Consider the following 21,686-nt stretch of genomic DNA (forward strand, 5'->3'; position numbering starts at 1 on the left):
ACGTAACGAGTCAAGGAGTCTGAGTCATGTCTTACAGCAACAAGGTTCTGGATCACTACGAAAACCCGCGTAACGTCGGCTCGTTCGCGAAGGACGACGACGCGGTCGGTACCGGCATGGTCGGCGCGCCGGCCTGCGGCGACGTGATGAAGCTGCAGATTCGCGTGGGTGCGGACGGCGTGATCGAGGACGCGAAGTTCAAGACCTACGGTTGCGGCTCGGCGATCGCGTCGAGCTCGCTCGTGACCGAATGGGTGAAGGGCAAGACGCTCGACGAGGCGCTCGCGATCAAGAACACGCAGATCGCCGAAGAGCTGGCGCTGCCGCCCGTGAAGATCCACTGTTCGATCCTCGCGGAAGACGCAATCAAGGCGGCGGTGGCCGACTACAAGAAGCGCCACGACGGCGTGGAAGGCGATCAGGCAGCTGCCTGAGCGGCATCGAGCGACTAGCTGGAACGCGACGCACCGCGATCGGTGCGCCGCGGCAAGGACATCATGGCAATTACACTGACCGAAAAAGCAGCGCAGCACGTCCAGAAGTACCTGGTCCGGCGCGGCAAAGGGCTGGGCCTGCGGCTCGGCGTTCGCACGACCGGGTGTTCCGGCCTCGCGTACAAGCTCGAGTATGTCGATGATCTCGCACCCGAGGATCAGGTGTTCGAGAGCCATGGCGTGAAGGTCGTCGTCGATCCGAAGAGCCTCGCGTATATCGACGGCACCGAGCTCGATTTTGCGCGTGAAGGCCTGAACGAAGGGTTCAAGTTCAACAACCCGAACGTGAAGGACGAGTGCGGCTGCGGCGAATCGTTCCGCGTGTGACGGACCGCGCGATGCGGGCAAGAGGCGGCACATGCCGCCTTTTTAATGTGCGGCGTTTGCCGCGCACGAATTGGGATTGAACGCGACGATGGTCTCGCTGAAAGACAGCCACTTCGACCTGTTCCACCTGCCGGCGCAGTTCGCGCTCGACGACGCGGCGCTCGACGCCGCGTACCGGACCGTGCAGACGCAGGTGCATCCGGACCGCTTCGCAGCGGCCGGCGATGCGCAGAAGCGCATCGCGATGCAATGGGCGACCCGCGCGAACGAGGCGTACCGGACGCTGCGCGATCCGCTGAAGCGTGCGACCTATCTGCTGTCGCTGCGCGGCGTGGATATCGGTGCGGAAAACAACACCGCGATGGAGCCGGCGTTCCTGATGCAGCAGATGGAGTGGCGCGAAGGCATCGAGGATGCCGCCGCCGCGCGCAACATCGATGCGCTCGACGCGCTGCTCGCCGAACTGCGCGACGAGAAGCGCATGCGCCTCGCGCGCCTCGGCACGCTGCTCGACAGCGGCGCCGATCAGGCTGCCGCCGAGGCCGTGCGCCAGCTGATGTTCATCGAGCGGGTTGCGTCGGAAGTGAGCACGCAGATCGAGCGGCTCGAACATTAACCGCGTGCCTCGCGGCACGCGCAGCAAACGGGCGCGAACGCCCGAACGAACCAAGATGGCTTTACTGCAAATTTCCGAACCGGGCATGGCGCCGGCGCCGCACCAGCGGCGGCTCGCCGTCGGGATCGATCTCGGCACGACGAACTCGCTCGTCGCGGCCGTGCGCAACAGCGTGCCGGAAGTGTTGCCGGACGACGCGGGCCGCATGCTGCTGCCGTCGGTGGTGCGTTACCTCGAGAAGGGCGGCCGCCGGATCGGCCACGACGCGAAGGAGCAGGCCGCCACCGATCCGCGCAACACGATCGTATCGGTCAAGCGCTTCATGGGCCGCGGCAAGGCCGAGGTCGAAGGCGCGGCCAATGCGCCGTACGAATTCGTCGATGCGCCGGGCATGGTGCAGATCCGCACTGTCGACGGCGTGAAGAGCCCGGTCGAGGTGTCGGCCGAGATTCTCGCGACGCTGCGCCAGCGCGCGGAAGATACGCTCGGCGACGATCTGGTCGGCGCCGTGATCACGGTGCCGGCCTATTTCGACGACGCGCAGCGGCAGGCGACGAAGGACGCCGCGCGGCTCGCCGGCCTGAACGTGCTGCGTCTGCTGAACGAGCCGACCGCGGCGGCGATTGCCTACGGCCTCGACAACGCGGCCGAAGGCCTCTATGCGGTCTATGACCTCGGCGGCGGGACGTTCGACCTGTCGATCCTGAAACTGACGAAGGGCGTGTTCGAAGTGCTCGCCGCGGGCGGCGATTCGGCGCTCGGCGGCGACGATTTCGATCACGCGCTGTTCGCCCACGTGCTCGCACAAGGCGGCATCGATGCGAAAACGCTCGCGCCCGAAGACGTGCGCCTGCTGCTCGACCGCGTGCGCGTGCTGAAGGAAGCGCTGTCGGCGGCGCCGCAGGCGTCGCTCGACGTCACGCTGTCGACGGGCGCGCAGCTCGCGCAGACGGTCACGCACGACGCGTTTGCCGCGCTCGTCGAGCCGCTCGTGCAGCGCACGCTGACGCCGACCCGCAAGGCGCTGCGCGATGCGCAGGTGACGCCGGCCGACATCAAGGGTGTCGTGCTCGTCGGCGGCGCGACGCGCATGCCGGTGATCCGCGACGCCGTCGCGAAGTATTTCGGCCAGCCGCCGCTCGTGAATCTCGATCCGGACCAGGTCGTCGCGCTCGGCGCGGCGATCCAGGCCGACCTGCTCGCGGGCAACCGCGGCAGCGGCGACGACTGGCTGCTGCTCGACGTGATTCCGCTGTCGCTGGGCGTCGAGACGATGGGCGGGCTCGTCGAGAAGATCATCCCGCGCAATTCGACGATCCCGATCGCGCGCGCGCAGGAATTCACGACCTTCAAGGACGGCCAGACCGCGATGGCGATCCACGTCGTGCAGGGCGAGCGCGAGCTCGTCGCCGACTGCCGTTCGCTCGCCCGTTTCGAGCTGCGCGGCATTCCGCCGATGACGGCCGGCGCCGCACGGATTCGCGTGACCTACCAGGTCGACGCAGACGGCCTGCTGTCGGTGTTTGCGCGCGAGCAGCATTCGGGCGTCGAGGCGTCGGTCGTCGTGAAGCCGTCGTACGGCCTGGCCGACGACGACATCGCGAAGATGCTCGAGGAAAGCTTCAAGACCGCCGAGATCGACATGCGCGCGCGCGCATTGCGCGAGGCGCAGGTCGAGGCCGAGCGGATGATCGAGGCGACGGAAGCGGCGCTGGCCGCCGATGGCGAACTGCTGGACGACGCCGAGCGTGCGGATGTCGATGCGCATGTCGCGACGCTGCGCACGGTGGCGCAGGGCGACGACACGGACGCGATCGAAGCGGCGACCAAGGCGCTCGCGGAAGGCACGGACGAATTCGCCGCGCGCCGGATGGACAAGAGCATCAAGCGCGCGCTGGCGGGCCGCCGGCTCGACGAAATCTGAACGAATGACTTGCACGCCGGCCGGCGACGGCCGGCGCTATGATGAATCGTGCGGCGCAGTTTGCCGCATCTGGACTGACGGAACGGACATGCCTCAACTGGTGGTGCTGCCTCACGTCGAACTGTGCCCGGACGGTGCAGTGATCGACGCGACACCCGGCAAGAGTATTTGCGACAACCTGCTCGACAACGGCATCGACATCGAACATGCGTGCGAGAAGTCGTGCGCGTGCACGACCTGCCACGTGGTGATCCGCGAGGGTTTCAACGATCTCGAGCCGTCCGAGGAGGATGAGGACGACCTGCTCGACAAGGCGTGGGGCCTCGAGCCGACGTCGCGTCTGTCGTGCCAGGCGGTCGTGCAGGAAGATTCGGACCTGGTGGTTGAGATCCCGAAGTACTCGATCAATCACGCGAAGGAAGGTCACTGACCGAGGAGGGCAGGCGATGAAATGGACCGATTCGCGCGAGATCGCGATCGCGCTCGCTGAAAGGCATCCCGACATCGATCCGCAGCGGATCAACTTCGTCGATCTGCGTCAGTGGGTGCTCGAACTCGACGGGTTCAGTGACGACCCGAAGCACTCCGGCGAGAAGATTCTCGAAGCGATCCAGGCGCACTGGATCGACGAATCCGACTTCGACGACGAAGACTGAGCGGCGCGCGTTGCAGCGTGTGCGCGGCCCCGGCAAGAAAAACGGCTCGTGAGCGATCACGAGCCGTTTTCGTTTGTGCGTCAGACGACTGCCCGCGCGTCGCACGCGGGCAGTAGGGCGGTCACGCACCGACCAGCGTTCCGTTCTCGATCCGCACGCGCTGGCCCTGGCCGAACGGCGGCGGGTTGTGGTACGTGAACGTGCGCGTCGTGCCGTTCTCCATCTGCACTTGCACCTGGTAGTCGGTTTCCGCGCGCACCTGCTTCTCGACCTGGTTGCCGGCGAGGCCGCCGCCCAGCGCGCCGAGCAGCGTCATCGCGGTACGGCCATTGCCGCGACCGAACTGGTTGCCGAGCAGGCCGCCGGCCGCGGCGCCGCCGACCGCGCCGATACCCGAGCTCTGGCCGGGCGTGCGCGTCTGGTTGATCGCAACGACCGTGCCGCAGGTCTGGCAGTAGGACGGCGACGGTTGTTGGGCATTGCCGCCGCCCTGCTGCGCGTACTGAGGCGGCTGCGGCACCGTCGACGCGTGATGGCGATGGTGCGTGGTCGCCGGGCGCGGTGCGGGTTGCGGCTGGGCCTGGGCGACCGGCTGCTGCTGTTGCTGCTGTGCCGCTTGCTCGGCAGCGATCTGCTGCGCTTGCGCGGCGCGTGCCGCGCTGGCTGCCGCCGCCGTGTCGACGGCCGGCTGCGACGCGATCAGCGCGGCCTGGGTCTGGCCGTTCTGCTCGTTGTTGCCGGTGGCCTTCGGGAACACGCCCGTGATGGCGGCGGTCGCCGCGAGGCTCGCGACGATGACGGCGCCCGCCGCGGTGGCGACGAGCGGGTGGAGGCGTTGCTTTTGCGGCGTGGTCTGGTTCTGGTTATCCATTTTTGCTCTCCTATGTCGACCGGAGCCGGCGCGTCGGCGCTTGCTGCGGTCCCATGCAAAGCTCGCACGCAGTCGTGCGTTTATTTTGCAGATGCAGTGTGGTCCACACGCGAGAGGGGCGCCGTATCAAGTTGTAACGATTCGCAGCGGGAAAACGTGCGCCAGCACCGGGAAAACCCGGGTGAGGCCGATTCGGCGAGGAGATAAAACGGGGAATGATCAGTTGCCGGCGAACGCCGGCAGGCGGGATTTACGCGCGGTTACAAAGCTGACGCCTGCGCGCCACGGGGCGCGCAGGCGATGCGGATCAGTCTTCGCGGCGCAGGTGCGGGAACAGCAGCACGTCGCGGATCGTCGGGCTGTCGGTCAGCAGCATCACGAGACGGTCGATGCCGATCCCGCAGCCGCCCGTCGGAGGCATCCCGTACTCGAGAGCGCGGATGTAGTCGGCGTCGAAGAACATCGCTTCCTCGTCGCCGGCGTCCTTCTGCTCGACCTGCTTCTTGAAACGCGCGGCCTGGTCTTCCGGATCGTTCAGCTCCGAGAAGCCGTTCGCGATCTCGCGGCCGGTCATGAACAGTTCGAAGCGTTCGGTGATGCCCGGCACCGTGTCCGATGCGCGCGCGAGCGGCGACACCTCGACCGGGTAGTCGATGATGTACGTCGGCTCCCACAGCTGCGCTTCGGCGGTTTCCTCGAACAGCGCGAGCTGCAGTGCGCCGAGGCCCGCGTTCAGGAATGCCGGCTGGTTGACGTCGACGCCGAGGCGCTTCAGTTCGCTGCGCACGTACGCGTCGTCGGACAGCTGGCCGTCCGTGTATTGCGGCGCGTACTTCTGGATCGCCTGCGTGATCGTCAGGCGATGGAACGGCTTCGCGAGGTCGAGTTCGCGGCCCTGGTACTGGATCGTCGCGGTGCCGAGCGCATCGATCGCCGCCTGGCGGATCAGCTGCTCGGTGAAGTCCATCAGCCAGCGGTAGTCGGTGTACGCGGCGTAGAACTCCATCATCGTGAATTCCGGATTGTGGCGCGGCGACACGCCCTCGTTACGGAAATTCCGGTTGATCTCGAACACGCGCTCGAAGCCGCCGACGATCAGCCGCTTCAGGTACAGCTCCGGCGCGATGCGCAGGAACATCTGCATGTCGAGCGCGTTGTGGTGCGTGACGAACGGCTTCGCGGCCGCGCCGCCCGGGATCGGGTGCAGCATCGGCGTCTCGACTTCCATGAAGTCCGCGCCGTCCATGAACTTGCGGATCGACGCGATCGTCTTGGTGCGCGCGCGGAACGTGTCGCGCGTTTCCGGCGTGACGATCAGGTCGACGTAGCGCTGGCGGTAGCGCATTTCCTGGTCGGCGAGGCCGTGGAACTTGTCCGGCAGCGGGCGCAGCGCCTTCGACAGCAGGCGCAGCTCCTTGCACTGGACCGACAGCTCGCCCTTGTTGGTGCGGAACAGCACGCCGCGCGCGGCGACGATGTCGCCGAGGTCCCACTTCTTGAACGCGTCGTAGGTCTGCTCGCCGACGTCGTTCGGCGTCACGAAGAACTGGATCTGGCCCGAACCGTCCTGCACCGTCGCGAAGCTCGCCTTGCCCATCACGCGCTTGAGCATCATGCGGCCGGCGACCGCCACCTCGACCGGGTTCGCTTCGAGCGCGGCCTTGTCCGAGTCGGCGAATTTCGCCTGCAGCTCCGCTGCGTGATGCGTCGGCTGGAAATCGTTCGGGTAGGCGACGCCTTGCTCGCGCAATGCGCGCAGCTTCTCGCGGCGCTCGGCGATGATCTGGTTTTCGTCCGCCGCGACGGCGGGCTGCGTTTGGGTCGATTCGGTCATGATGGTCGGAATTCGGAGTGGGTGCGGCAACGCAAACGGGAAGAGCGGCGCGGTCGGGCCGCGCCGCGGCGCTTACACGCCCTGTTTGAGGCTCGCGCTGATGAAGTCGTCGAGATCGCCGTCGAGCACCGCCTTCGTGTTGCTCATTTCGACGTTCGTACGCAGGTCCTTCACGCGGCTCTGGTCGAGCACGTACGAGCGGATCTGGTGGCCCCAGCCCACGTCGGTCTTGCTCGACTCGAGCTTGTCCTGCTCGGCCTGGCGCTTGCGCATCTCGGCTTCGTACAGGCGCGACTTCAGCATTGCCATCGCTTCGGCACGGTTGCGGTGCTGCGAGCGGTCGTTCTGGCACTGCACGACGATGCCGGTCGGCATGTGCGTGATCCGCACCGCCGAGTCGGTCTTGTTGATGTGCTGGCCGCCCGCGCCCGATGCGCGGTACGTGTCGATGCGCAGGTCGGCCGGGTTGACCTCGACTTCGATCGAGTCGTCGATTTCCGGATACACGAACACCGACGAGAACGACGTGTGGCGGCCGCCCGACGAGTCGAACGGCGACTTGCGCACGAGGCGGTGGATGCCGGTTTCGGTGCGCAGGTAGCCGTATGCGTACTCGCCCGAGACCTTGATCGTCGCGTTCTTGATGCCGGCGACGTCGCCGTCGGACTCTTCGAGCACCTCGGCCTTGAAGCCCTTGCGCTCGCAGTAGCGCAGGTACTGGCGCAGCAGCATCGACGCCCAGTCGCACGCCTCGGTGCCGCCGGCGCCAGCCTGGATGTCGATGAAGCAGTTGTTCGGGTCGGCCGGGTTCGAGAACATCCGGCGGAATTCGATGTCGCCGACGCGCGCCGCGAGCTTCGCGGCGTCGTCTTCCGACGCGACGAGGGTGTCTTCGTCGCCTTCCTCGCGTGCCAGCTCGAACAGGTCGAGCGCGTCGCGCAGGTCGCTATCGAGCGCCGTCAGCGTCGTGACGACGCCTTCGAGCAGCTTCTTTTCGCGGCCGAGCGCCTGGGCGTTCTTCGAATCGTTCCAGACGTTCGGGTCTTCGAGTTCCTTGTTGACTTCGGTCAGACGCGCAGCTTTGGCGTCGTAGTCAAAGATACCCCCGAAGCTCGCCCGCGCGGTTGCGCAGGTCGAGCAGGGAGCTTTCGATCGCGTTGAGACGTTCCGCTTCCATGATCGTTTCGCTTTTCGTGCTTCGTAAAAAAGCGGAATTATAGCCGATCGGGGGGGTGTCCCGGTGACGCCGGCAGCGGCAAACGCGCGCCGGCGCCCCGTCTGCGCAAGGCGGGGCGGCCCGGCGCGGCTCAGGCGGCCGCGTGCTCGACGATCAGCTGCACGCGCGTCACGCCGTTCCAGGTGTCGGCGACGAGACGGTACGCAACGAGCGCGCGCGCCGGCAGCGGCTCGGTGTGGTTGAACCAGATCGCGTTGAAGCGCTGGCGGCCGCGTGCCAGCTGGAGTTTCAAGTGCTTGTCCTTCACGAGCGACTGCGACACGACGTCGAATTCGCCCGAGAACAACGGGGCCGGAAAGCCCTGGCCCCAGACGGCCGCGTCGAGCAGCTCGACGAACTGCGGCGTGAAGTACGCGTCCTCGAGCTCGCCGTCGGTCTCGATCACGCGGGCGAGCGCGTCGTCCGACAGCCACTCGCGCGCGACCGCCTCGAACGCGGCCGCGAAACGCGGCACGTTCGCGGTGTCGAGCGTGACGCCGGCCGCCATCGCATGGCCGCCGAATGCGACGAGCAGGTCCGGTTCGCGCTTCGATACGAGATCGAGCGCGTCGCGCAGGTGGAAGCCGGGGATCGATCGCCCGGAACCCTTGACGCGCGCGCCTTGCTCGTCCGCATGCGCGAACGTGAACGACGGCCGGTGGAATTTCTCCTTCAGGCGCCCGGCGACGATGCCGATCACGCCCTGGTGCCATTCCGGCTTGAACAGCGTGATCGTGCACGCGTCGGCCGGATCGACGTGTGCGAGATCGGCGAGTGCCTGCTGCTGCATGCCGGCCTCGATCTCGCGGCGTTCGCGGTTCATCGTATCGAGCTGCTGCGCGAGCTCCCACGCTCGGCCGATGTCGTCGGTGATCAGGCACTCGATCCCGAGCGACATGTCGGACAGCCGCCCGGCGGCGTTCAGCCGCGGGCCGAGCCCGAAGCCGAGGTCGAAGCCCGACGCGGTGCGGGCTTCGCGGGCGGCCGCGCGGAACAGCGCCGCGACGCCAGGCTGCATCCGGCCGTTGCGGATCCGCTGCAGCCCCTGAGCGACCAGCACGCGGTTGTTGCCGTCGAGCCGGACGACGTCGGCGACGGTGCCGAGCGCGACGAGGTCGAGCAGGCCGTCGAGGCGTGGCTCGGCATCCTTGCTCGCGAACGCGCCGCGGCGGCGCAGTTCGGCGCGCAGCGCGAGCAGCACGTAGAACATCACGCCGACGCCGGCGATGTGCTTGCTCGGGAATGCGCAGCCCGGCTGGTTCGGGTTGACGATCGCGCGCGCGGCGGGCAGCGCGTCGCCGGGCAGGTGATGGTCGGTCACGAGCACGTCGATGCCGCGCGCGTTCGCGGCCTCGACGCCCGCGACGCTCGCAATGCCGTTGTCGACGGTGATCAGCAGGTCGGGCTTGCGCGCGGCCGCCAGCTCGACGATCTCGGGCGTAAGGCCGTAGCCGTATTCGAAGCGGTTCGGCACCAGGTAGTCGATCTGTGCGCCGAACATCCGCAGCCCGCGCACCGCGACCGCGCAGGCGGTCGCGCCATCGCAGTCGTAGTCGGCGACGACGAGCAGGCGCCGCTTGTCGGCGATCGCGTCGGCGAGCAGTGCGGCCGCGTCGGCGCAGCCCTTGAGTTCGGTGGGCGGAACGAGGCGCGCGAGCGCGGTCTCGATGTCGGACGGCGACTGCACGCCGCGCGCGGCATACAGGCGCGCGAGCACCGGGTGCAGGCCGTGGCGCGCGAGCGCTTCGGCGTCGGCGGGCGCGGCGGGACGGGTAACGATGTGGGTCATGCTAGGGCCTGTTCACGCTAATAACGGGCTTGCGCTGGCCGCCAGAAGGGCCAAGCGCAAGGATTGCGACGAAGCGAATACCGAGCGTATTCGCGAGGAGCATGACGCGGCGATTGGCCCTTCTGGCGGCCAGCCCCGCGAATGAATTTTCCAAACAGGGGAACGTGTGTTATTAGCGTGAGCAGGCCCTGGCTTTATTCGGCTTTATTCGAACAGGGACGCGAGCGCGCGGCGGCGCCAGAACTTGCGCAGGTCGCCGCGCGTCGCGCGCAGGGTCGCGGAGCTGGTGTCGCCGCACAGCGTGACGTCGACGCGCGCCAGTTCGCCGCGCTGCAGCGCGGCAAGGGCGGGCGCGAACCAGTCGCGCTCCAGCGCGGCGAGCGCGTCATGCCAGCGCGCCCAGTCCTGTTCGATGAATGGGGTCGTGAGCGCCGACAGTTCGACGAGCGTCGCACCGTCGGCGGCGGCGAGCTGGCCGAATGCGGCGGGCGGCGCGCCGGCGTCCGCTCGGGCCGCGTGCGCGAGGCCGAGCGCGGCGGGCGACGCCGACAGCACCCGCGCGAACGGCTGGCCGACGGGCTTCAGCGCACCTTGCGCGTGGAACCAGATCGAATTGACGGCGGGCAGGCCGCGCGCCTCGCGCGCTTCGTTGACGGGATGCTGGAACCACGCCATCTGCACTTCGTTCTGCAGCTTCATCCACATCCGCGAGCGTTCGCCCGTGTGCGCCTCGTGCGGCAGCCAGATCTCGATGTTGCGGCCGCTCGCGCGCAACGGCGCGGCGCCGGCCAGGTGGCGGAGCTGTTCGCTCGACAGGTACCAGCGGGTCGGGCGGGGTGCTTCGAGCCGGACGCCGAGCTCCTCGATCAGCGGGCGCGCGACCGCGAGCAGCGCGGCCGCATCGCCGTCTTCCAGCGCCAGCGTGGCCGGATCGACGAGCACGAGGTGGTCGTGCGCGATCTCGACGTGCACGGGCTCGACGCAGGCCCACGCGTGGTCGCCCGGGTCGCCGCCGTCGGCGAGCAGCATGTAGGGCGCGAGCGGCGCCTCGTCGGCGGCGCTGCCCTGGGTCGCGCCGAACTGGCGGGCCAGCCAGCGCTCGTGCGGCAGCGTGCGCTGGAAGTCCTCGCCGGCCACCCGCTCGACGAGGCTTGCGCGCGACAGCAACTTTTCGAGCGCCGGACTGTCCAGCGTGTGCAGGGACGAGGCCGCATCGGCTGCCGACGGCAGCGCGAACGGAACGAGAAAATGGAGGCGTCGGTCGTGCATGATGGTGCGCATTGTATGGCAAACTGCGCGCGTATTCGGGCGGGCCGGCGGGCCGCTTGCGTCCGGCGAGCGGTTTCGTCCCCGTCGGGGCGGGCGGCGATCCGTTGGGCGGCAAACCGTCGGGCGGCATTCCGTCCGCAGGCCGCCACCCATGCCGCAACCAGCAGAAAGGATTCGCTTGAAACTTCCGTACGAATGGCAGATCGGCTGGCGCTATACGCGCGCCGGCAAACGCACGACCGGTAACGGCTTCATTTCCTTCATCGCGCTCGTCTCGATGCTCGGCATCGCGCTGGGCGTCGCGGCGCTGATCGTCGTGCTGTCGGTGATGAACGGCTTCCAGAAGGAAGTGCGCGACCGCATGCTGTCGGTGCTCGCGCACGTCGAAGTGTTCTCGCCGACGGGCTCGATGCCCGACTGGCAGCTGACCGCGCAGGAGGCGCGCCGCAACCAGTCGGTGATCGGCGCCGCGCCGTACGTCGACGCGCAGGCGCTGCTCACGCGTCAGGACGCGGTGAGCGGCGTGATGCTGCGCGGCGTCGAGCCGACGCTCGAGCCGCAGGTGTCGGACATCGGCAAGGACATGAAGGCGGGCCAGCTCACCGCGCTCGTGCCGGGCCAGTTCGGGATCGTGCTCGGCGACGCGCTCGCCGGCAATCTCGGCGTGACGGTCGGCGACAAGGTCACGCTCGTCGCGCCGGAAGGGACGATCACGCCGGCCGGGATGATGCCGCGGCTGAAGCAGTTCACGGTCGTCGGCGTCTTCGAGTCCGGCCACTACGAGTACGACAGCACGCTCGCGATGATCAACATCCAGGATGCCGAGGCGCTGTTCCGCCTGCCCGCGCCGACTGGCGTGCGGCTGCGGCTGAAGGACATGCAGAAGGCGCCGGAGGTGGCCGTCGAGCTGTCGCATTCGCTGTCGGGCAGCCTGTACATCCGCGACTGGACGCAGCAGAACAAGACCTGGTTCTCGGCCGTCCAGATCGAGAAGCGGATGATGTTCATCATCCTCACGCTGATCATCGCGGTGGCGGCGTTCAACCTCGTGTCGTCGCTCGTGATGACCGTCACCAACAAGCAGGCCGACATCGCGATCCTGCGCACGCTCGGCGCGCAGCCGGGCTCGATCATGAAGATCTTCGTCGTGCAGGGCGTGACGATCGGCTTCGTCGGCACCGCGACGGGCGTCGCGCTCGGCTGCCTGATCGCGTGGAGCATCCCGTGGCTGATCCCGATGATCGAGCATCTGTTCGGCGTGCAGTTCCTGCCGCCGTCGGTGTATTTCATCAGCGAGCTGCCATCCGAGCTCGTCGCGAGCGACGTGATCAGGATCGGCCTCATCGCGTTCGCGCTGTCGGCGGTCGCGACGCTCTATCCGAGCTGGCGCGGCGCGAAGGTGAAGCCGGCGGAGGCGCTGCGCTATGAATGACCGCGCCACCGCGTTCGCGGACACACGACAACCCATCAAACAGGATTCGGCAGGTATGCAGGAATACGTGCTTCAGGCGCGCGGAATCACGAAGGCGTTCGTGCAGGGCGGCTTCAACGTGCAGGTGCTCAACAACACCGAGCTGTCGGTGCGGCGCGGCGAGAAGCTGGCGGTCGTCGGCGCGTCGGGTTCCGGCAAGAGCACGCTGCTGCATGTGCTGGGCGGTCTCGACGAGCCGAGCGCGGGCGAGGTGTCGCTGCTCGGCAAGCCATTTACGCAGCTCGCCGAGCGCGAGCGCAACGAGCTGCGCAATCGTGCGCTGGGCTTCGTCTATCAGTTCCACCACCTGCTGCCCGAGTTCACTGCGCTCGACAACGTCGCGATGCCGCTGCGCATCCGCCGGATGACGACCGAGGACGCGCGTGAAGAGGCGCAGGCAATGCTCGCGCGCGTCGGACTTGGCCCGCGCGCGAAGCACCGCCCGGGCGAGCTGTCGGGCGGCGAGCGGCAACGCGTCGCGATCGCGCGTGCGCTCGTCACGAAGCCCGCGTGCGTGCTTGCCGACGAACCGACCGGCAACCTCGACGGCACGACGGCCGACACCGTGTTCAACCTGATGCTCGAACTGTCGGAAACGCTCGACACGAGCTTCGTGATCGTCACGCACGACCCGGATCTCGCCGCGCGCTGCGACCGCATCATGCGGCTGCGCGACGGCCTGCTGCACGAAGAGCCGGCCGTACCGGTCTGAAACATCCATCCGCGCCCCGCGCGGGCGGCCTTCCGACCGGAGGTCGCGGCGGGCGGGGCGGTCCGGCGAGGTCTGATATGTGGATCGACACGCATTGCCATCTCGATGCCGCCGAATTCGATGCCGACCGCGATGCGGTCGCGCAGGCGGCGCGCGACGCGGGCGTGGCGCGCGTCGTGATCCCGAGCGTCGGACGCGACAACTTCGCGACGGTGCGCGAGCTCGCGCACCGCACGCCGGGCGCGGTCTATGCGCTCGGCATCCATCCGATGTATACGCCGCACGCGCGCGACGGCGATCTCGACTTGCTGCGCATGGAAATCGAGGCGAGCGTCGACGATCCGCGCTTCGTCGCGATCGGCGAGATCGGCCTCGACTATTTCGTGCCGGGGCTCGACGAGGACCGTCAGCAGTTCTTCTACCAGGGGCAGTTGACGCTCGCGCGCGAGTTCGACCTGCCGGTGCTGTGCCATGTGCGCAAGTCGCAGGACCGTGTGCTCGCGGGGCTGCGCCGCTTCGGCGTGCGGCGCGGCATCGCGCATGCATTCAACGGCAGTTTCCAGCAGGCCGAAGCGTATCTCGCGCAGGGCCTGCATCTCGGCTTCGGCGGCAACGTGACGTTCACGCGCGCGCTGCAGATCCGCCGGCTCGCGACGCAACTGCCCATCGACGCGCTCGTCGTCGAAACGGATGCGCCCGACATCGCGCCCGAGTGGGCGTACCGATCCCGCAATACGCCCGACCAGGTGCCGCGCATCGGCGACGTGCTCGCGGAGTTGCGCGGCGTCGATGCGGCCACGCTGGCTCTATGCACTTCGGCTAACGCGCGCGCCGCGCTGCCCCGGCTCGCGCTTTCGTCCGCATAATCGTTTCCGGACGGCGCGGCGGCCGCATGCGTGGCGCCGCGTTGGCGAGGAGGCGGGATGCGCGTTTGGTGGATGGCATTCGCGCTCGGCGTCGTCGTGCTGCAGCGGCAGGCGGCGTTGCCTGGCGCGGCGGAATGGTGCGGCGTAGCGGCGGCGTTGGCAGGGCTCGCGGCGGCCGGCATCGCGTGTGTGCGACGGCGGCCGCGGACACGGGCGAGCGTGGCCCTCGGCTGGTTATTGTGCGCGGCGGCGGCCGGTCTGGCGGGATTCGGGTACGCGGCCGCACGGGCCGAGTGGCGGCTGCGCGATCATTTGCCGGGCGCGTGGGAAGGGCGCGACATCACGGTCACGGGCACGATCAAGGGGTTGCCGATCGTCGACGACACGGGCGCCCGGTTCCTGTTCGCCGTCGAGTCGAACGACGCGGGCCTTGCCGATTTCCCGCCGCTGATCCGCCTGTCCTGGCGCACTTACGGCGCTCGCACGCAAACGACGCTGCTCCCGGACCTGCGTGCCGCGCAACGCTGGCGCTTGACGGTGCGCCTGAAGCGGCCGCACGGCGAAGCAAATCCCGGTGTGCGTGACAGCGAGGCCGCGTGGCTCGGCGCCGGGATTCGCGCGCTCGGCTACGTGAGCGCGCCGCAGCGCGCGGCGCGGCTCGACGCGCACGCGCGCGGCGTGCAGGCGTCGGTCGACCGGTTGCGCGACGCGTTGCGGGAACGCATCGCTGCGACGCTCGGGCCGCACGCGCGCCACCGCGGCATCGTTGCCGCGCTCGCGATCGGCGACCAGTCGGGCATCGGCGCCGGCGACTGGCGCGTGTTGCGCGACACCGGCACCAGTCATCTCGTCGCGATCTCGGGCTTGCACGTCGGCCTCGTGGGCGGGATCGCGGGCTGGCTCGCGTCGGCCGTCTGGCGTCGCATCCGCTGGCGGCATCGGGCGGCCGCGCTCGTCGTGCCGGCGCCTTACGTCGCCGCGCTCGCGGCACTGGCGGGGGCGCTGGGCTATGCGGCGCTCGCCGGCTTCAACGTGCCGGCGCAGCGCGCGTGGTGGATGATCGCGGCGGGCGGCGTCGCCTATCTGGCCGGGCGCAGCGTGCCGTCATCGTCGGTACTGTGCGTGGCGCTGGGCGGCGTGCTGCTGGCCGATCCGTGGGCCGTGCTGTCGGCCGGCTTCTGGCTGTCGTTCGGCGCGGTCGCCGTGATCCTGCTGTCCGTCGCGGGCTGGCGCGCGGCGCGTGAGCCCCGCGGCGACCCGGCCGAAGGCGGGATCGGCGAACGGTTGCGCGCAGCGGCAGGCCGCGCGGCCCGCCGCGTGGCGGAAGCGTCCCGGGTGCAGTACGCGGTCACGATCGGGCTTGCGCCGCTGACGGCGGCATGGTTTGCGCAGATTTCCGTGTCGGGGCCGCTTGCCAATGCGTTCGCGATTCCTTGGGTCAGCAGCGCCGTCACGCCCGTCGTGCTGGCGGGCATCGCGCTGCCCGCGCCGGTCGACGCCCATGCGTTCCGGCTCGCGCACGCACTGCTCGAACCGATGATGGCGGCCCTCGCGTGGCTTGCGGGCTGGCCGCGCAGCGTGTTCTGGCTGCCGATGCCGCGCTGGCCGGTGCTGGTGCTCGCTTGCGTGGGCGTGGCGTGGGTGTTGCTGCCGCGCGGCTGGCCGCTGCGCTGGGCGGCGCCGCTCACGTGGCTGCCGCTCGTCGCGCCGGCGCCGGATCGGCCGCCGGAGGGCGGCTTCCGGCTGACCGTGCTCGACGTCGGGCAGGGCGCGGCGGTGCTGATCGAGACCGCGCGGCGGACGCTGCTGTTCGATGCCGGGCCGGGGCCGGAATCGACCCATGCAGGCGAGCGGATCGTCGCACCGTATTTGCGCGCCCGCGGCATCCGCACGCTCGATACGCTCGCGCTCAGTCATGCGGACGCCGATCATGCGGGCGGGGCGAGCGCGGTTTACGCGACCGTAGATGTGCGTCAGCTGCTGGCGGGGATACCGGCCGCGAGCGGGCGGTGGCGCGACGCGCAGTCGGCCGGGGTGGCCGATCGCGTGCCATGCGCGGCCGGGCAGCGCTGGACCTGGGACGGCGTGACGTTCACGATGCTGTGGCCGCGCGGCGGGCCGGGCGCCGGCGCGACGAACGGGCAGTCGTGCGTGCTGCGCGTCGACGCGGGCGGCACGTCCGCGCTGCTGACGGGGGACATCGACGCGCGCGTCGAGCGCCAGCTCGTCGATGCGGACCGCGACGCGCTTGCCGCGCAGATCCTGATCGTCCCGCATCACGGCAGCCGCACGTCGTCGATCGAGCCTTTCCTCGATTCGGTGGGGCCGCGCGTCGCGGCTTTTCCTGTAGGCTATCGCAATCGCTTCGGGCACCCGCACCGGACCGTCCTCGCGCGCTACGCGGCGCGCGGGATTCCGCTGCCGCGCACCGATCGCGACGGTGCCGTGCGGTTCGACGTCGCGCCGGCGGACGGCGGGTTCACGTTCGAACTTCATCGCGATGCGCAGCGCCGCTACTGGATGGATCGATGACGCGAAGCGCGGGCTGACGGCATGGCATGGGTGCGAGTCGATGCCGAAGCACTGACTCGGGCCGACCGCGGAGCATGGGACCGGAGTGAGCGTCAAAGCGCCAACTCCGATCGACCGCGAAGCATGGGGCGAGAGCAAGCGCTAAAGCGCTACCTCAGGCCGACAAAGGAGACACCGGCGTTTGAAGGACATCCTCCACTTTTCGCATGCGAACGGTTTTCCGGCATCGACGTACCGGACGATCTTCGCCGAACTGGCCGACGACTACGAACTGCGCTACATCGAGCGGATCGGGCACGACCGGCGCTACCCCGTCACGCGCGACTGGCCGCATCTCGTCGACCAGTTGCTCGACGACATCGGCAGCCGCTACGAGCGGCCGGTGTGGCTCGTCGGCCATTCGCTCGGCGGCTACCTGTCGCTGATGGCCGCGTTGAAGAAACCGCAGTGGGTGCGCGGCGTCGTGATGCTCGATTCGCCGATCATTGCCGGCTGGCGCAGCGGCGCGTTGCGCGCGAGCCAGTGGGCAGGGCTCGACGAGCGGCTGTCGCCGGCCGCGGCGACGCGCAACCGCCGCACGCACTGGGCGAGCCGCGACGAAGCATGGCGGCACTTCCATGAAAAGCCGGCGTTCGCGCGCTGGGACGAACGGATGCTCTCCGACTACATCGACTACGGCATCCCGCAGGCGGCGGCCGACGGGGAACGCACGCTCGCGTTCGACCGGCATGTCGAATACCTGATCTACCGGACGCTGCCGCACACGCTCGGCCCGCGGCTCGCGCACGGCGCGCCGGTGCCGCTCGGCTTCCTGGCCGGCACGCGTTCGCGCGAAGTGCGCCAGATCGGGCTCGACGCGACGCGGCGCGCGACGCACGGGCGCATCGAGTGGCTCGAGGGCAGCCACCTGTTCCCGATGGAGCGGCCGCTCGAGACCGCCCGTGCATTGCAGCGGATGCTGAACACGCTGCGCGCGCAAGAGAGTGTGGCGCCGCTCGCGAAGAGCGCCTGAATCGCCGGCCGCAACCGCACGCTGCTGATGACGGCTGCACGTCGCGCGGCGCGATCCGACCGGATGGCCGGTCGCCCTCTGTCCGGCGCGCTGCGCGGGCGGCTGATCGTAAGGGCACGATCATCGCGTCAATTGCTGAGAGAAGGGCGGGCTTTACGGTATAATCCGTTTTTCCCGCGAGCATCCAGCGATGACCAAATATGTTTTCGTCACCGGCGGCGTAGTTTCTTCCCTCGGCAAGGGTATTGCCGCCGCCTCTCTCGCCGCGATCCTCGAATCGCGCGGTCTGAAAGTCACCCTCCTCAAACTCGATCCCTACATCAACGTCGACCCCGGCACGATGAGCCCGTTCCAGCACGGCGAAGTGTTCGTGACGGAAGACGGCGCGGAGACGGATCTTGACCTCGGCCACTACGAGCGCTTCATCAGCACGAAGATGCGCAAGGCCAACAACTTCACGACCGGCCAGATCTATGAATCGGTGATCCGCAAGGAGCGCCGCGGCGACTATCTCGGCAAGACCGTGCAGGTGATCCCGCACATCACGAACGAGATCCAGGCCTTCATCGAGCGCGGTGCGGCATCGGCCACCTGCGGCGAGCCGGACGTCGCGATCGTCGAGATCGGCGGCACGGTCGGCGACATCGAATCGCTGCCGTTCCTCGAGGCAGCGCGCCAGATGAGCCTGCGCCTCGGCCGCAACAGCGCATGCTTCGTTCACCTGACGCTCGTGCCGTACATCGCGACGGCCGGCGAGCTGAAGACGAAGCCGACCCAGCACAGCGTACAGAAGCTGCGCGAGATCGGCATCCTGCCGCACGTGCTGCTGTGCCGTGCGGACCGTCGCATCCCGGACGACGAATCGAAGAAGATCTCGCTGTTCTCGAACGTGCCGGAAGACGCCGTGATCTCGGTGTGGGACGTCGACAGCATCTACAAGATTCCGCAGATGCTGCACGACCAGGGCCTCGACCGGATCATCTGCGACGAGCTGAAGCTGTCGCCGCACGACGCCGATCTCGGCATGTGGGCGGAGCTCGTCGAGAAGCTGGAGAACCCGAAGCACGAAGTGACGATCGGCATGGTCGGCAAGTACGTCGAACTGACCGAATCGTACAAGTCGCTGATCGAGGCGCTGCGTCACGCGTCGCTGCACACGTCGACCAAGGTCAACATCGAGTACATCGACTCGGAAGAGATCGAGGCGAACGGCGTCGACAGCCTGAAGCACCTCGATGCGGTGCTCGTTCCGGGCGGTTTCGGCCGTCGCGGCACGGAAGGCAAGATCGCGGCGATCCGCCATGCGCGCGAGGCGAAGGTGCCGTACCTCGGCATCTGCCTCGGCATGCAGCTCGCCGTGATCGAGTTCGCGCGCGACGTCGTCGGCCTGAAGCAGGCGAACAGCACGGAATTCGATCCGGACACGCCGGAGCGCGTGGTCGCGCTGATCACCGAGTGGTACGACCGCGAAGGCAAGGTCGAGACGCGTACCGAAGAGTCCGATCTCGGCGGCACGATGCGTCTCGGCTCGCAGCGCTGCCCGATCAAGCCCGGCACGCTGGCCGAGGAAATCTATGGCAAGGACGTCAACGAACGTCATCGCCACCGTTATGAAGTCAATAACCGCTTCGTGCCCCAGCTCGAAAGCGGCGGCCTTATCATCAGCGCGCGTACCCCGAGCGAGGACCTGCCGGAAATGATGGAGCTGCCCCGCTCGATGCATCCGTGGTTCGTCGGCGTGCAGTTCCACCCGGAATTCACGTCCACGCCGCGTGACGGGCATCCCCTGTTCAAGTCGTTCGTCGAAGCCGCGCGGGCCAACCAGCAAGCGCGCGCCGGAGTGAAAGCATGAAGCTGTGCGATTTCGAGATCGGTCTCGACAAGCCGTTCTTCCTGATCGCGGGCACCTGTGTCGTCGAGTCCGAACAGATGACGATCGACACGGCCGGCCGCCTGAAGGAAATCTGCGAGAAGCTGAACATCCCGTTCATCTACAAGTCGTCCTATGACAAGGCGAACCGCAGCTCGGGCAAGTCGTTTCGCGGCCTCGGAATGGACGAGGGGCTGCGCATCCTGTCCGAAGTGAAGCGCCAGCTCGGCCTGCCGGTGCTGACCGACGTGCACTCGATCGAGGAGATCGAGTCCGTCGCGTCGGTCGTCGACGTGCTGCAGACGCCCGCGTTCCTGTGCCGCCAGACCGATTTCATCCATGCGTGCGCGCGCTCGGGCAAGCCCGTCAACATCAAGAAGGGCCAGTTCCTCGCGCCGCACGACATGAAGAACGTGATTGACAAGGCGCGCGACGCGGCACGTGAAGCGGGGCTGTCTGAAGACCGCTTCATGGCGTGCGAGCGCGGCGCGTCGTTCGGCTACAACAACCTCGTGTCGGACATGCGTTCGCTCGCGATCATGCGCGAGACGGGCGCCCCCGTCGTGTTCGACGCGACCCACTCGGTGCAGCTGCCGGGCGGGCAGGGCACGAGCTCGGGCGGCCAGCGCGAATTCGTGCCGGTGCTCGCGCGCGCGGCGGTCGCCACGGGTGTCGCGGGCCTGTTCATGGAGACACACCCGAAGCCGGCCGAAGCGAAATCGGACGGCCCGAACGCGGTGCCGCTCAACCGGATGGGCGCGTTGCTGGAGACGCTCGTCACACTGGACCAGGCGGTGAAGCGCACCCCGTTCCTGGAAAACGATTTCAACTAAGAACGTATGAACCTGCGGCGGCTTCGCGCGTCTGTAGCGAAAGCGGCTTTCGCGTGCGTCGTCGCAGTATGAAGAATCCATCGTCATTCTCAGAGGAAACCCATGAGTGCAATCGTAGATATCATCGGCCGCGAGATTCTGGATTCGCGCGGCAACCCCACCGTCGAATGCGACGTGCTGCTCGAATCGGGCACGATGGGCCGCGCGGCGGTGCCGTCGGGCGCGTCCACCGGCTCGCGTGAAGCGATCGAACTGCGCGACGGCGAAGCCGGCCGCTACAACGGCAAGGGCGTGCTGAAGGCAGTCGAGCACATCAACACCGAGATCTCCGAAGCCATCATGGGCCTCGACGCGTCGGAGCAGGCGTTCCTCGACAAGACGCTGCTCGAGCTCGACGGCACCGACAACAAGTCGCGCCTCGGCGCGAACGCGATGCTGGCCGTGTCGATGGCCGTCGCGAAGGCTGCGGCCGAAGAAGCCGGCCTGCCGCTGTACCGTTACTTCGGCGGCTCGGGCGCGATGCAGCTGCCGGTGCCGATGATGAACATCGTCAACGGCGGCGCGCACGCGAACAACAGCCTCGACATCCAGGAATTCATGATCGTGCCGGTCAGCCAGCCGACGTTCCGTGAAGCCCTGCGTTGCGGCGCCGAAGTGTTCCACGCACTGAAGAAGATCCTCAGCGACCGCGGCATGAGCACCGCAGTGGGCGACGAAGGCGGCTTCGCGCCGAACTTCGGCAGCAACGACGAGTGCCTGTCGACGATCCTGCAGGCAATCGAGAAGGCCGGCTACCGTGCGGGCGAAGACGTGCTGCTGGCGCTCGACTGCGCGGCATCCGAGTTCTACCACGACGGCAAGTACCAGCTCGCGGGCGAAGGTCTGCAGCTGTCGTCGGCCGAGTTCACCGACTACCTCGCGACGCTCGCCGACAAGTTCCCGATCGTGTCGATCGAAGACGGCATGCACGAAGGCGACTGGGACGGCTGGAAGCTGCTGACCGAGCGCCTCGGCAAGAAGGTGCAGCTCGTCGGCGACGACCTGTTCGTGACGAACACGCGCATCCTGAAGGAAGGCATCGAGAAGGGCATCGCGAACTCGATCCTGATCAAGATCAACCAGATCGGCACGCTGACCGAAACGTTCGCGGCGATCGAGATGGCGAAGCGCGCGGGCTACACGGCCGTGATCTCGCACCGCTCGGGCGAAACGGAAGATTCGACGATCGCGGACATCGCAGTCGGCTTGAACGCCGGCCAGATCAAGACGGGCTCGCTGTCGCGCAGCGACCGCATCTCGAAGTACAACCAGCTGCTGCGCATCGAGGAAGATCTCGGCGACATCGCGAGCTACCCGGGCAAGTCGGCTTTCTATAACCTGCGCTAACGCGCTAC

General features: G+C 68.1%; 19 protein-coding genes. 14 read left to right on the forward strand and 5 right to left on the reverse strand.

Going from position 1 to position 21,686, the window contains the following annotated elements:
* The first annotated feature begins 26 nt into the window (after positions 1-26).
* From iscU to iscX, 6 genes are all read left to right on the forward strand, one after another.
* Positions 27-434: a Fe-S cluster assembly scaffold IscU gene (iscU, locus tag ACV229_RS33960; protein WP_448075945.1), complete on the forward strand. Its 408-nt coding sequence runs from the start codon at positions 27-29 to the stop codon at positions 432-434.
* Between the two features lie 63 nt (positions 435-497).
* Positions 498-821 (forward strand): iron-sulfur cluster assembly protein IscA, encoded by a 324-nt coding sequence (gene iscA, locus ACV229_RS33965; protein WP_010091953.1) that lies wholly within the window; start codon positions 498-500, stop codon positions 819-821.
* An 88-nt stretch (positions 822-909) separates the two neighbouring features.
* Complete coding sequence (hscB, locus tag ACV229_RS33970) at positions 910-1,437, forward strand: Fe-S protein assembly co-chaperone HscB (protein WP_448087462.1); 528 nt, start codon at positions 910-912, stop codon at positions 1,435-1,437.
* A gap of 55 nt (positions 1,438-1,492) precedes the next feature.
* Complete coding sequence (hscA, locus tag ACV229_RS33975; protein WP_448087463.1) at positions 1,493-3,361, forward strand: Fe-S protein assembly chaperone HscA; 1,869 nt, start codon at positions 1,493-1,495, stop codon at positions 3,359-3,361.
* 88 nt (positions 3,362-3,449) lie between these two features.
* Positions 3,450-3,791 (forward strand): ISC system 2Fe-2S type ferredoxin, encoded by a 342-nt coding sequence (gene fdx, locus ACV229_RS33980; protein ID WP_448087464.1) that lies wholly within the window; start codon positions 3,450-3,452, stop codon positions 3,789-3,791.
* 16 nt (positions 3,792-3,807) lie between these two features.
* Entirely contained in the window at positions 3,808-4,017 is a 210-nt protein-coding gene (gene iscX / locus ACV229_RS33985; RefSeq protein WP_448087465.1) for a Fe-S cluster assembly protein IscX, read from the forward strand.
* Between the two features lie 121 nt (positions 4,018-4,138).
* On the opposite strand, the gene ACV229_RS33990 is transcribed toward iscX, so the two are convergent.
* The 5 genes from ACV229_RS33990 to ACV229_RS34010 all read right to left on the reverse strand — a co-directional run bounded on the left by ACV229_RS33990 (position 4,139) and on the right by ACV229_RS34010 (position 11,008).
* Entirely contained in the window at positions 4,139-4,888 is a 750-nt protein-coding gene (locus tag ACV229_RS33990) for a glycine zipper 2TM domain-containing protein (RefSeq protein WP_448087466.1), read from the reverse strand.
* A 307-nt stretch (positions 4,889-5,195) separates the two neighbouring features.
* Positions 5,196-6,722, reverse strand: coding sequence for a lysine--tRNA ligase (gene lysS / locus ACV229_RS33995; protein WP_448087467.1), 1,527 nt, complete (start codon positions 6,720-6,722; stop codon positions 5,196-5,198).
* Positions 6,723-6,794: 72 nt separating this feature from the next.
* Positions 6,795-7,899 (reverse strand): peptide chain release factor 2 gene (gene prfB, locus ACV229_RS34000; RefSeq protein ID WP_448087468.1). Its coding sequence is split into 2 segments (ribosomal slippage): positions 6,795-7,817 and positions 7,819-7,899, totalling 1,104 coding nucleotides; the frame shifts between segments, so codons are not numbered across the junction.
* A gap of 130 nt (positions 7,900-8,029) precedes the next feature.
* Positions 8,030-9,727: a single-stranded-DNA-specific exonuclease RecJ gene (gene recJ, locus ACV229_RS34005; RefSeq protein WP_448087469.1), complete on the reverse strand. Its 1,698-nt coding sequence runs from the start codon at positions 9,725-9,727 to the stop codon at positions 8,030-8,032.
* A 204-nt stretch (positions 9,728-9,931) separates the two neighbouring features.
* The gene (locus ACV229_RS34010) at positions 9,932-11,008 is read right to left on the reverse strand and encodes a regulator (RefSeq protein ID WP_448087470.1); all 1,077 of its coding nucleotides are present in this window, start codon (positions 11,006-11,008) and stop codon (positions 9,932-9,934) included.
* A 166-nt stretch (positions 11,009-11,174) separates the two neighbouring features.
* Between ACV229_RS34010 and ACV229_RS34015 the strand changes: the two genes are divergently transcribed.
* From ACV229_RS34015 to eno, 8 genes are all read left to right on the forward strand, one after another.
* A complete protein-coding gene (locus ACV229_RS34015; protein ID WP_448087471.1) occupies positions 11,175-12,428 on the forward strand; it encodes a lipoprotein-releasing ABC transporter permease subunit in 1,254 nt (417 codons plus the stop codon).
* On the forward strand, positions 12,421-13,179 hold the full coding sequence (gene lolD / locus ACV229_RS34020) for a lipoprotein-releasing ABC transporter ATP-binding protein LolD (protein ID WP_448087472.1): 759 nt from the start codon (positions 12,421-12,423) through the stop codon (positions 13,177-13,179). The genes ACV229_RS34015 and lolD overlap by 8 nt, the downstream gene beginning before the upstream one ends.
* Positions 13,180-13,256: 77 nt before the next feature.
* Positions 13,257-14,045: a TatD family hydrolase gene (locus ACV229_RS34025; RefSeq protein WP_448087473.1), complete on the forward strand. Its 789-nt coding sequence runs from the start codon at positions 13,257-13,259 to the stop codon at positions 14,043-14,045.
* 57 nt (positions 14,046-14,102) lie between these two features.
* Positions 14,103-16,577, forward strand: a complete 2,475-nt coding sequence (locus tag ACV229_RS34030) for a DNA internalization-related competence protein ComEC/Rec2 (protein ID WP_448087474.1) — start codon at positions 14,103-14,105, stop codon at positions 16,575-16,577.
* Between the two features lie 181 nt (positions 16,578-16,758).
* A complete protein-coding gene (locus tag ACV229_RS34035) occupies positions 16,759-17,589 on the forward strand; it encodes an alpha/beta fold hydrolase (RefSeq protein ID WP_448087475.1) in 831 nt (276 codons plus the stop codon).
* Between the two features lie 190 nt (positions 17,590-17,779).
* Positions 17,780-19,441 (forward strand): CTP synthase, encoded by a 1,662-nt coding sequence (locus ACV229_RS34040; protein ID WP_448087476.1) that lies wholly within the window; start codon positions 17,780-17,782, stop codon positions 19,439-19,441.
* Positions 19,438-20,292, forward strand: a complete 855-nt coding sequence (gene kdsA, locus ACV229_RS34045) for a 3-deoxy-8-phosphooctulonate synthase (protein ID WP_448087477.1) — start codon at positions 19,438-19,440, stop codon at positions 20,290-20,292. Before ACV229_RS34040 ends, kdsA begins: the two co-directional genes overlap by 4 nt.
* Before the next feature lie 102 nt (positions 20,293-20,394).
* Positions 20,395-21,678, forward strand: coding sequence for a phosphopyruvate hydratase (gene eno / locus ACV229_RS34050; RefSeq protein WP_011885396.1), 1,284 nt, complete (start codon positions 20,395-20,397; stop codon positions 21,676-21,678).
* The last annotated feature ends 8 nt before the right edge of the window (positions 21,679-21,686 follow it).

Source organism: Burkholderia sp. MR1-5-21 (genome assembly GCF_053427715.1).

Excerpts from the sequence above, each read along its gene's own strand:
- iscU (WP_448075945.1), top strand. The coding sequence starts at position 27 with ATGTCTTACAGCAACAAGGTTCTGGATCACTACGAAAACCCGCGTAAC.
- iscA (WP_010091953.1), top strand. The coding sequence starts at position 498 with ATGGCAATTACACTGACCGAAAAAGCAGCGCAGCACGTCCAGAAGTAC.
- hscB (WP_448087462.1), top strand. The coding sequence starts at position 910 with ATGGTCTCGCTGAAAGACAGCCACTTCGACCTGTTCCACCTGCCGGCG.
- hscA (WP_448087463.1), top strand. The coding sequence starts at position 1,493 with ATGGCTTTACTGCAAATTTCCGAACCGGGCATGGCGCCGGCGCCGCAC.
- fdx (WP_448087464.1), top strand. The coding sequence starts at position 3,450 with ATGCCTCAACTGGTGGTGCTGCCTCACGTCGAACTGTGCCCGGACGGT.
- iscX (WP_448087465.1), top strand. The coding sequence starts at position 3,808 with ATGAAATGGACCGATTCGCGCGAGATCGCGATCGCGCTCGCTGAAAGG.
- ACV229_RS33990 (WP_448087466.1), bottom strand. The coding sequence starts at position 4,888 with ATGGATAACCAGAACCAGACCACGCCGCAAAAGCAACGCCTCCACCCG.
- lysS (WP_448087467.1), bottom strand. The coding sequence starts at position 6,722 with ATGACCGAATCGACCCAAACGCAGCCCGCCGTCGCGGCGGACGAAAAC.
- recJ (WP_448087469.1), bottom strand. The coding sequence starts at position 9,727 with ATGACCCACATCGTTACCCGTCCCGCCGCGCCCGCCGACGCCGAAGCG.
- ACV229_RS34010 (WP_448087470.1), bottom strand. The coding sequence starts at position 11,008 with ATGCGCACCATCATGCACGACCGACGCCTCCATTTTCTCGTTCCGTTC.
- lolD (WP_448087472.1), top strand. The coding sequence starts at position 12,421 with ATGAATGACCGCGCCACCGCGTTCGCGGACACACGACAACCCATCAAA.
- ACV229_RS34025 (WP_448087473.1), top strand. The coding sequence starts at position 13,257 with ATGTGGATCGACACGCATTGCCATCTCGATGCCGCCGAATTCGATGCC.
- ACV229_RS34030 (WP_448087474.1), top strand. The coding sequence starts at position 14,103 with ATGCGCGTTTGGTGGATGGCATTCGCGCTCGGCGTCGTCGTGCTGCAG.
- ACV229_RS34040 (WP_448087476.1), top strand. The coding sequence starts at position 17,780 with ATGACCAAATATGTTTTCGTCACCGGCGGCGTAGTTTCTTCCCTCGGC.
- kdsA (WP_448087477.1), top strand. The coding sequence starts at position 19,438 with ATGAAGCTGTGCGATTTCGAGATCGGTCTCGACAAGCCGTTCTTCCTG.
- eno (WP_011885396.1), top strand. The coding sequence starts at position 20,395 with ATGAGTGCAATCGTAGATATCATCGGCCGCGAGATTCTGGATTCGCGC.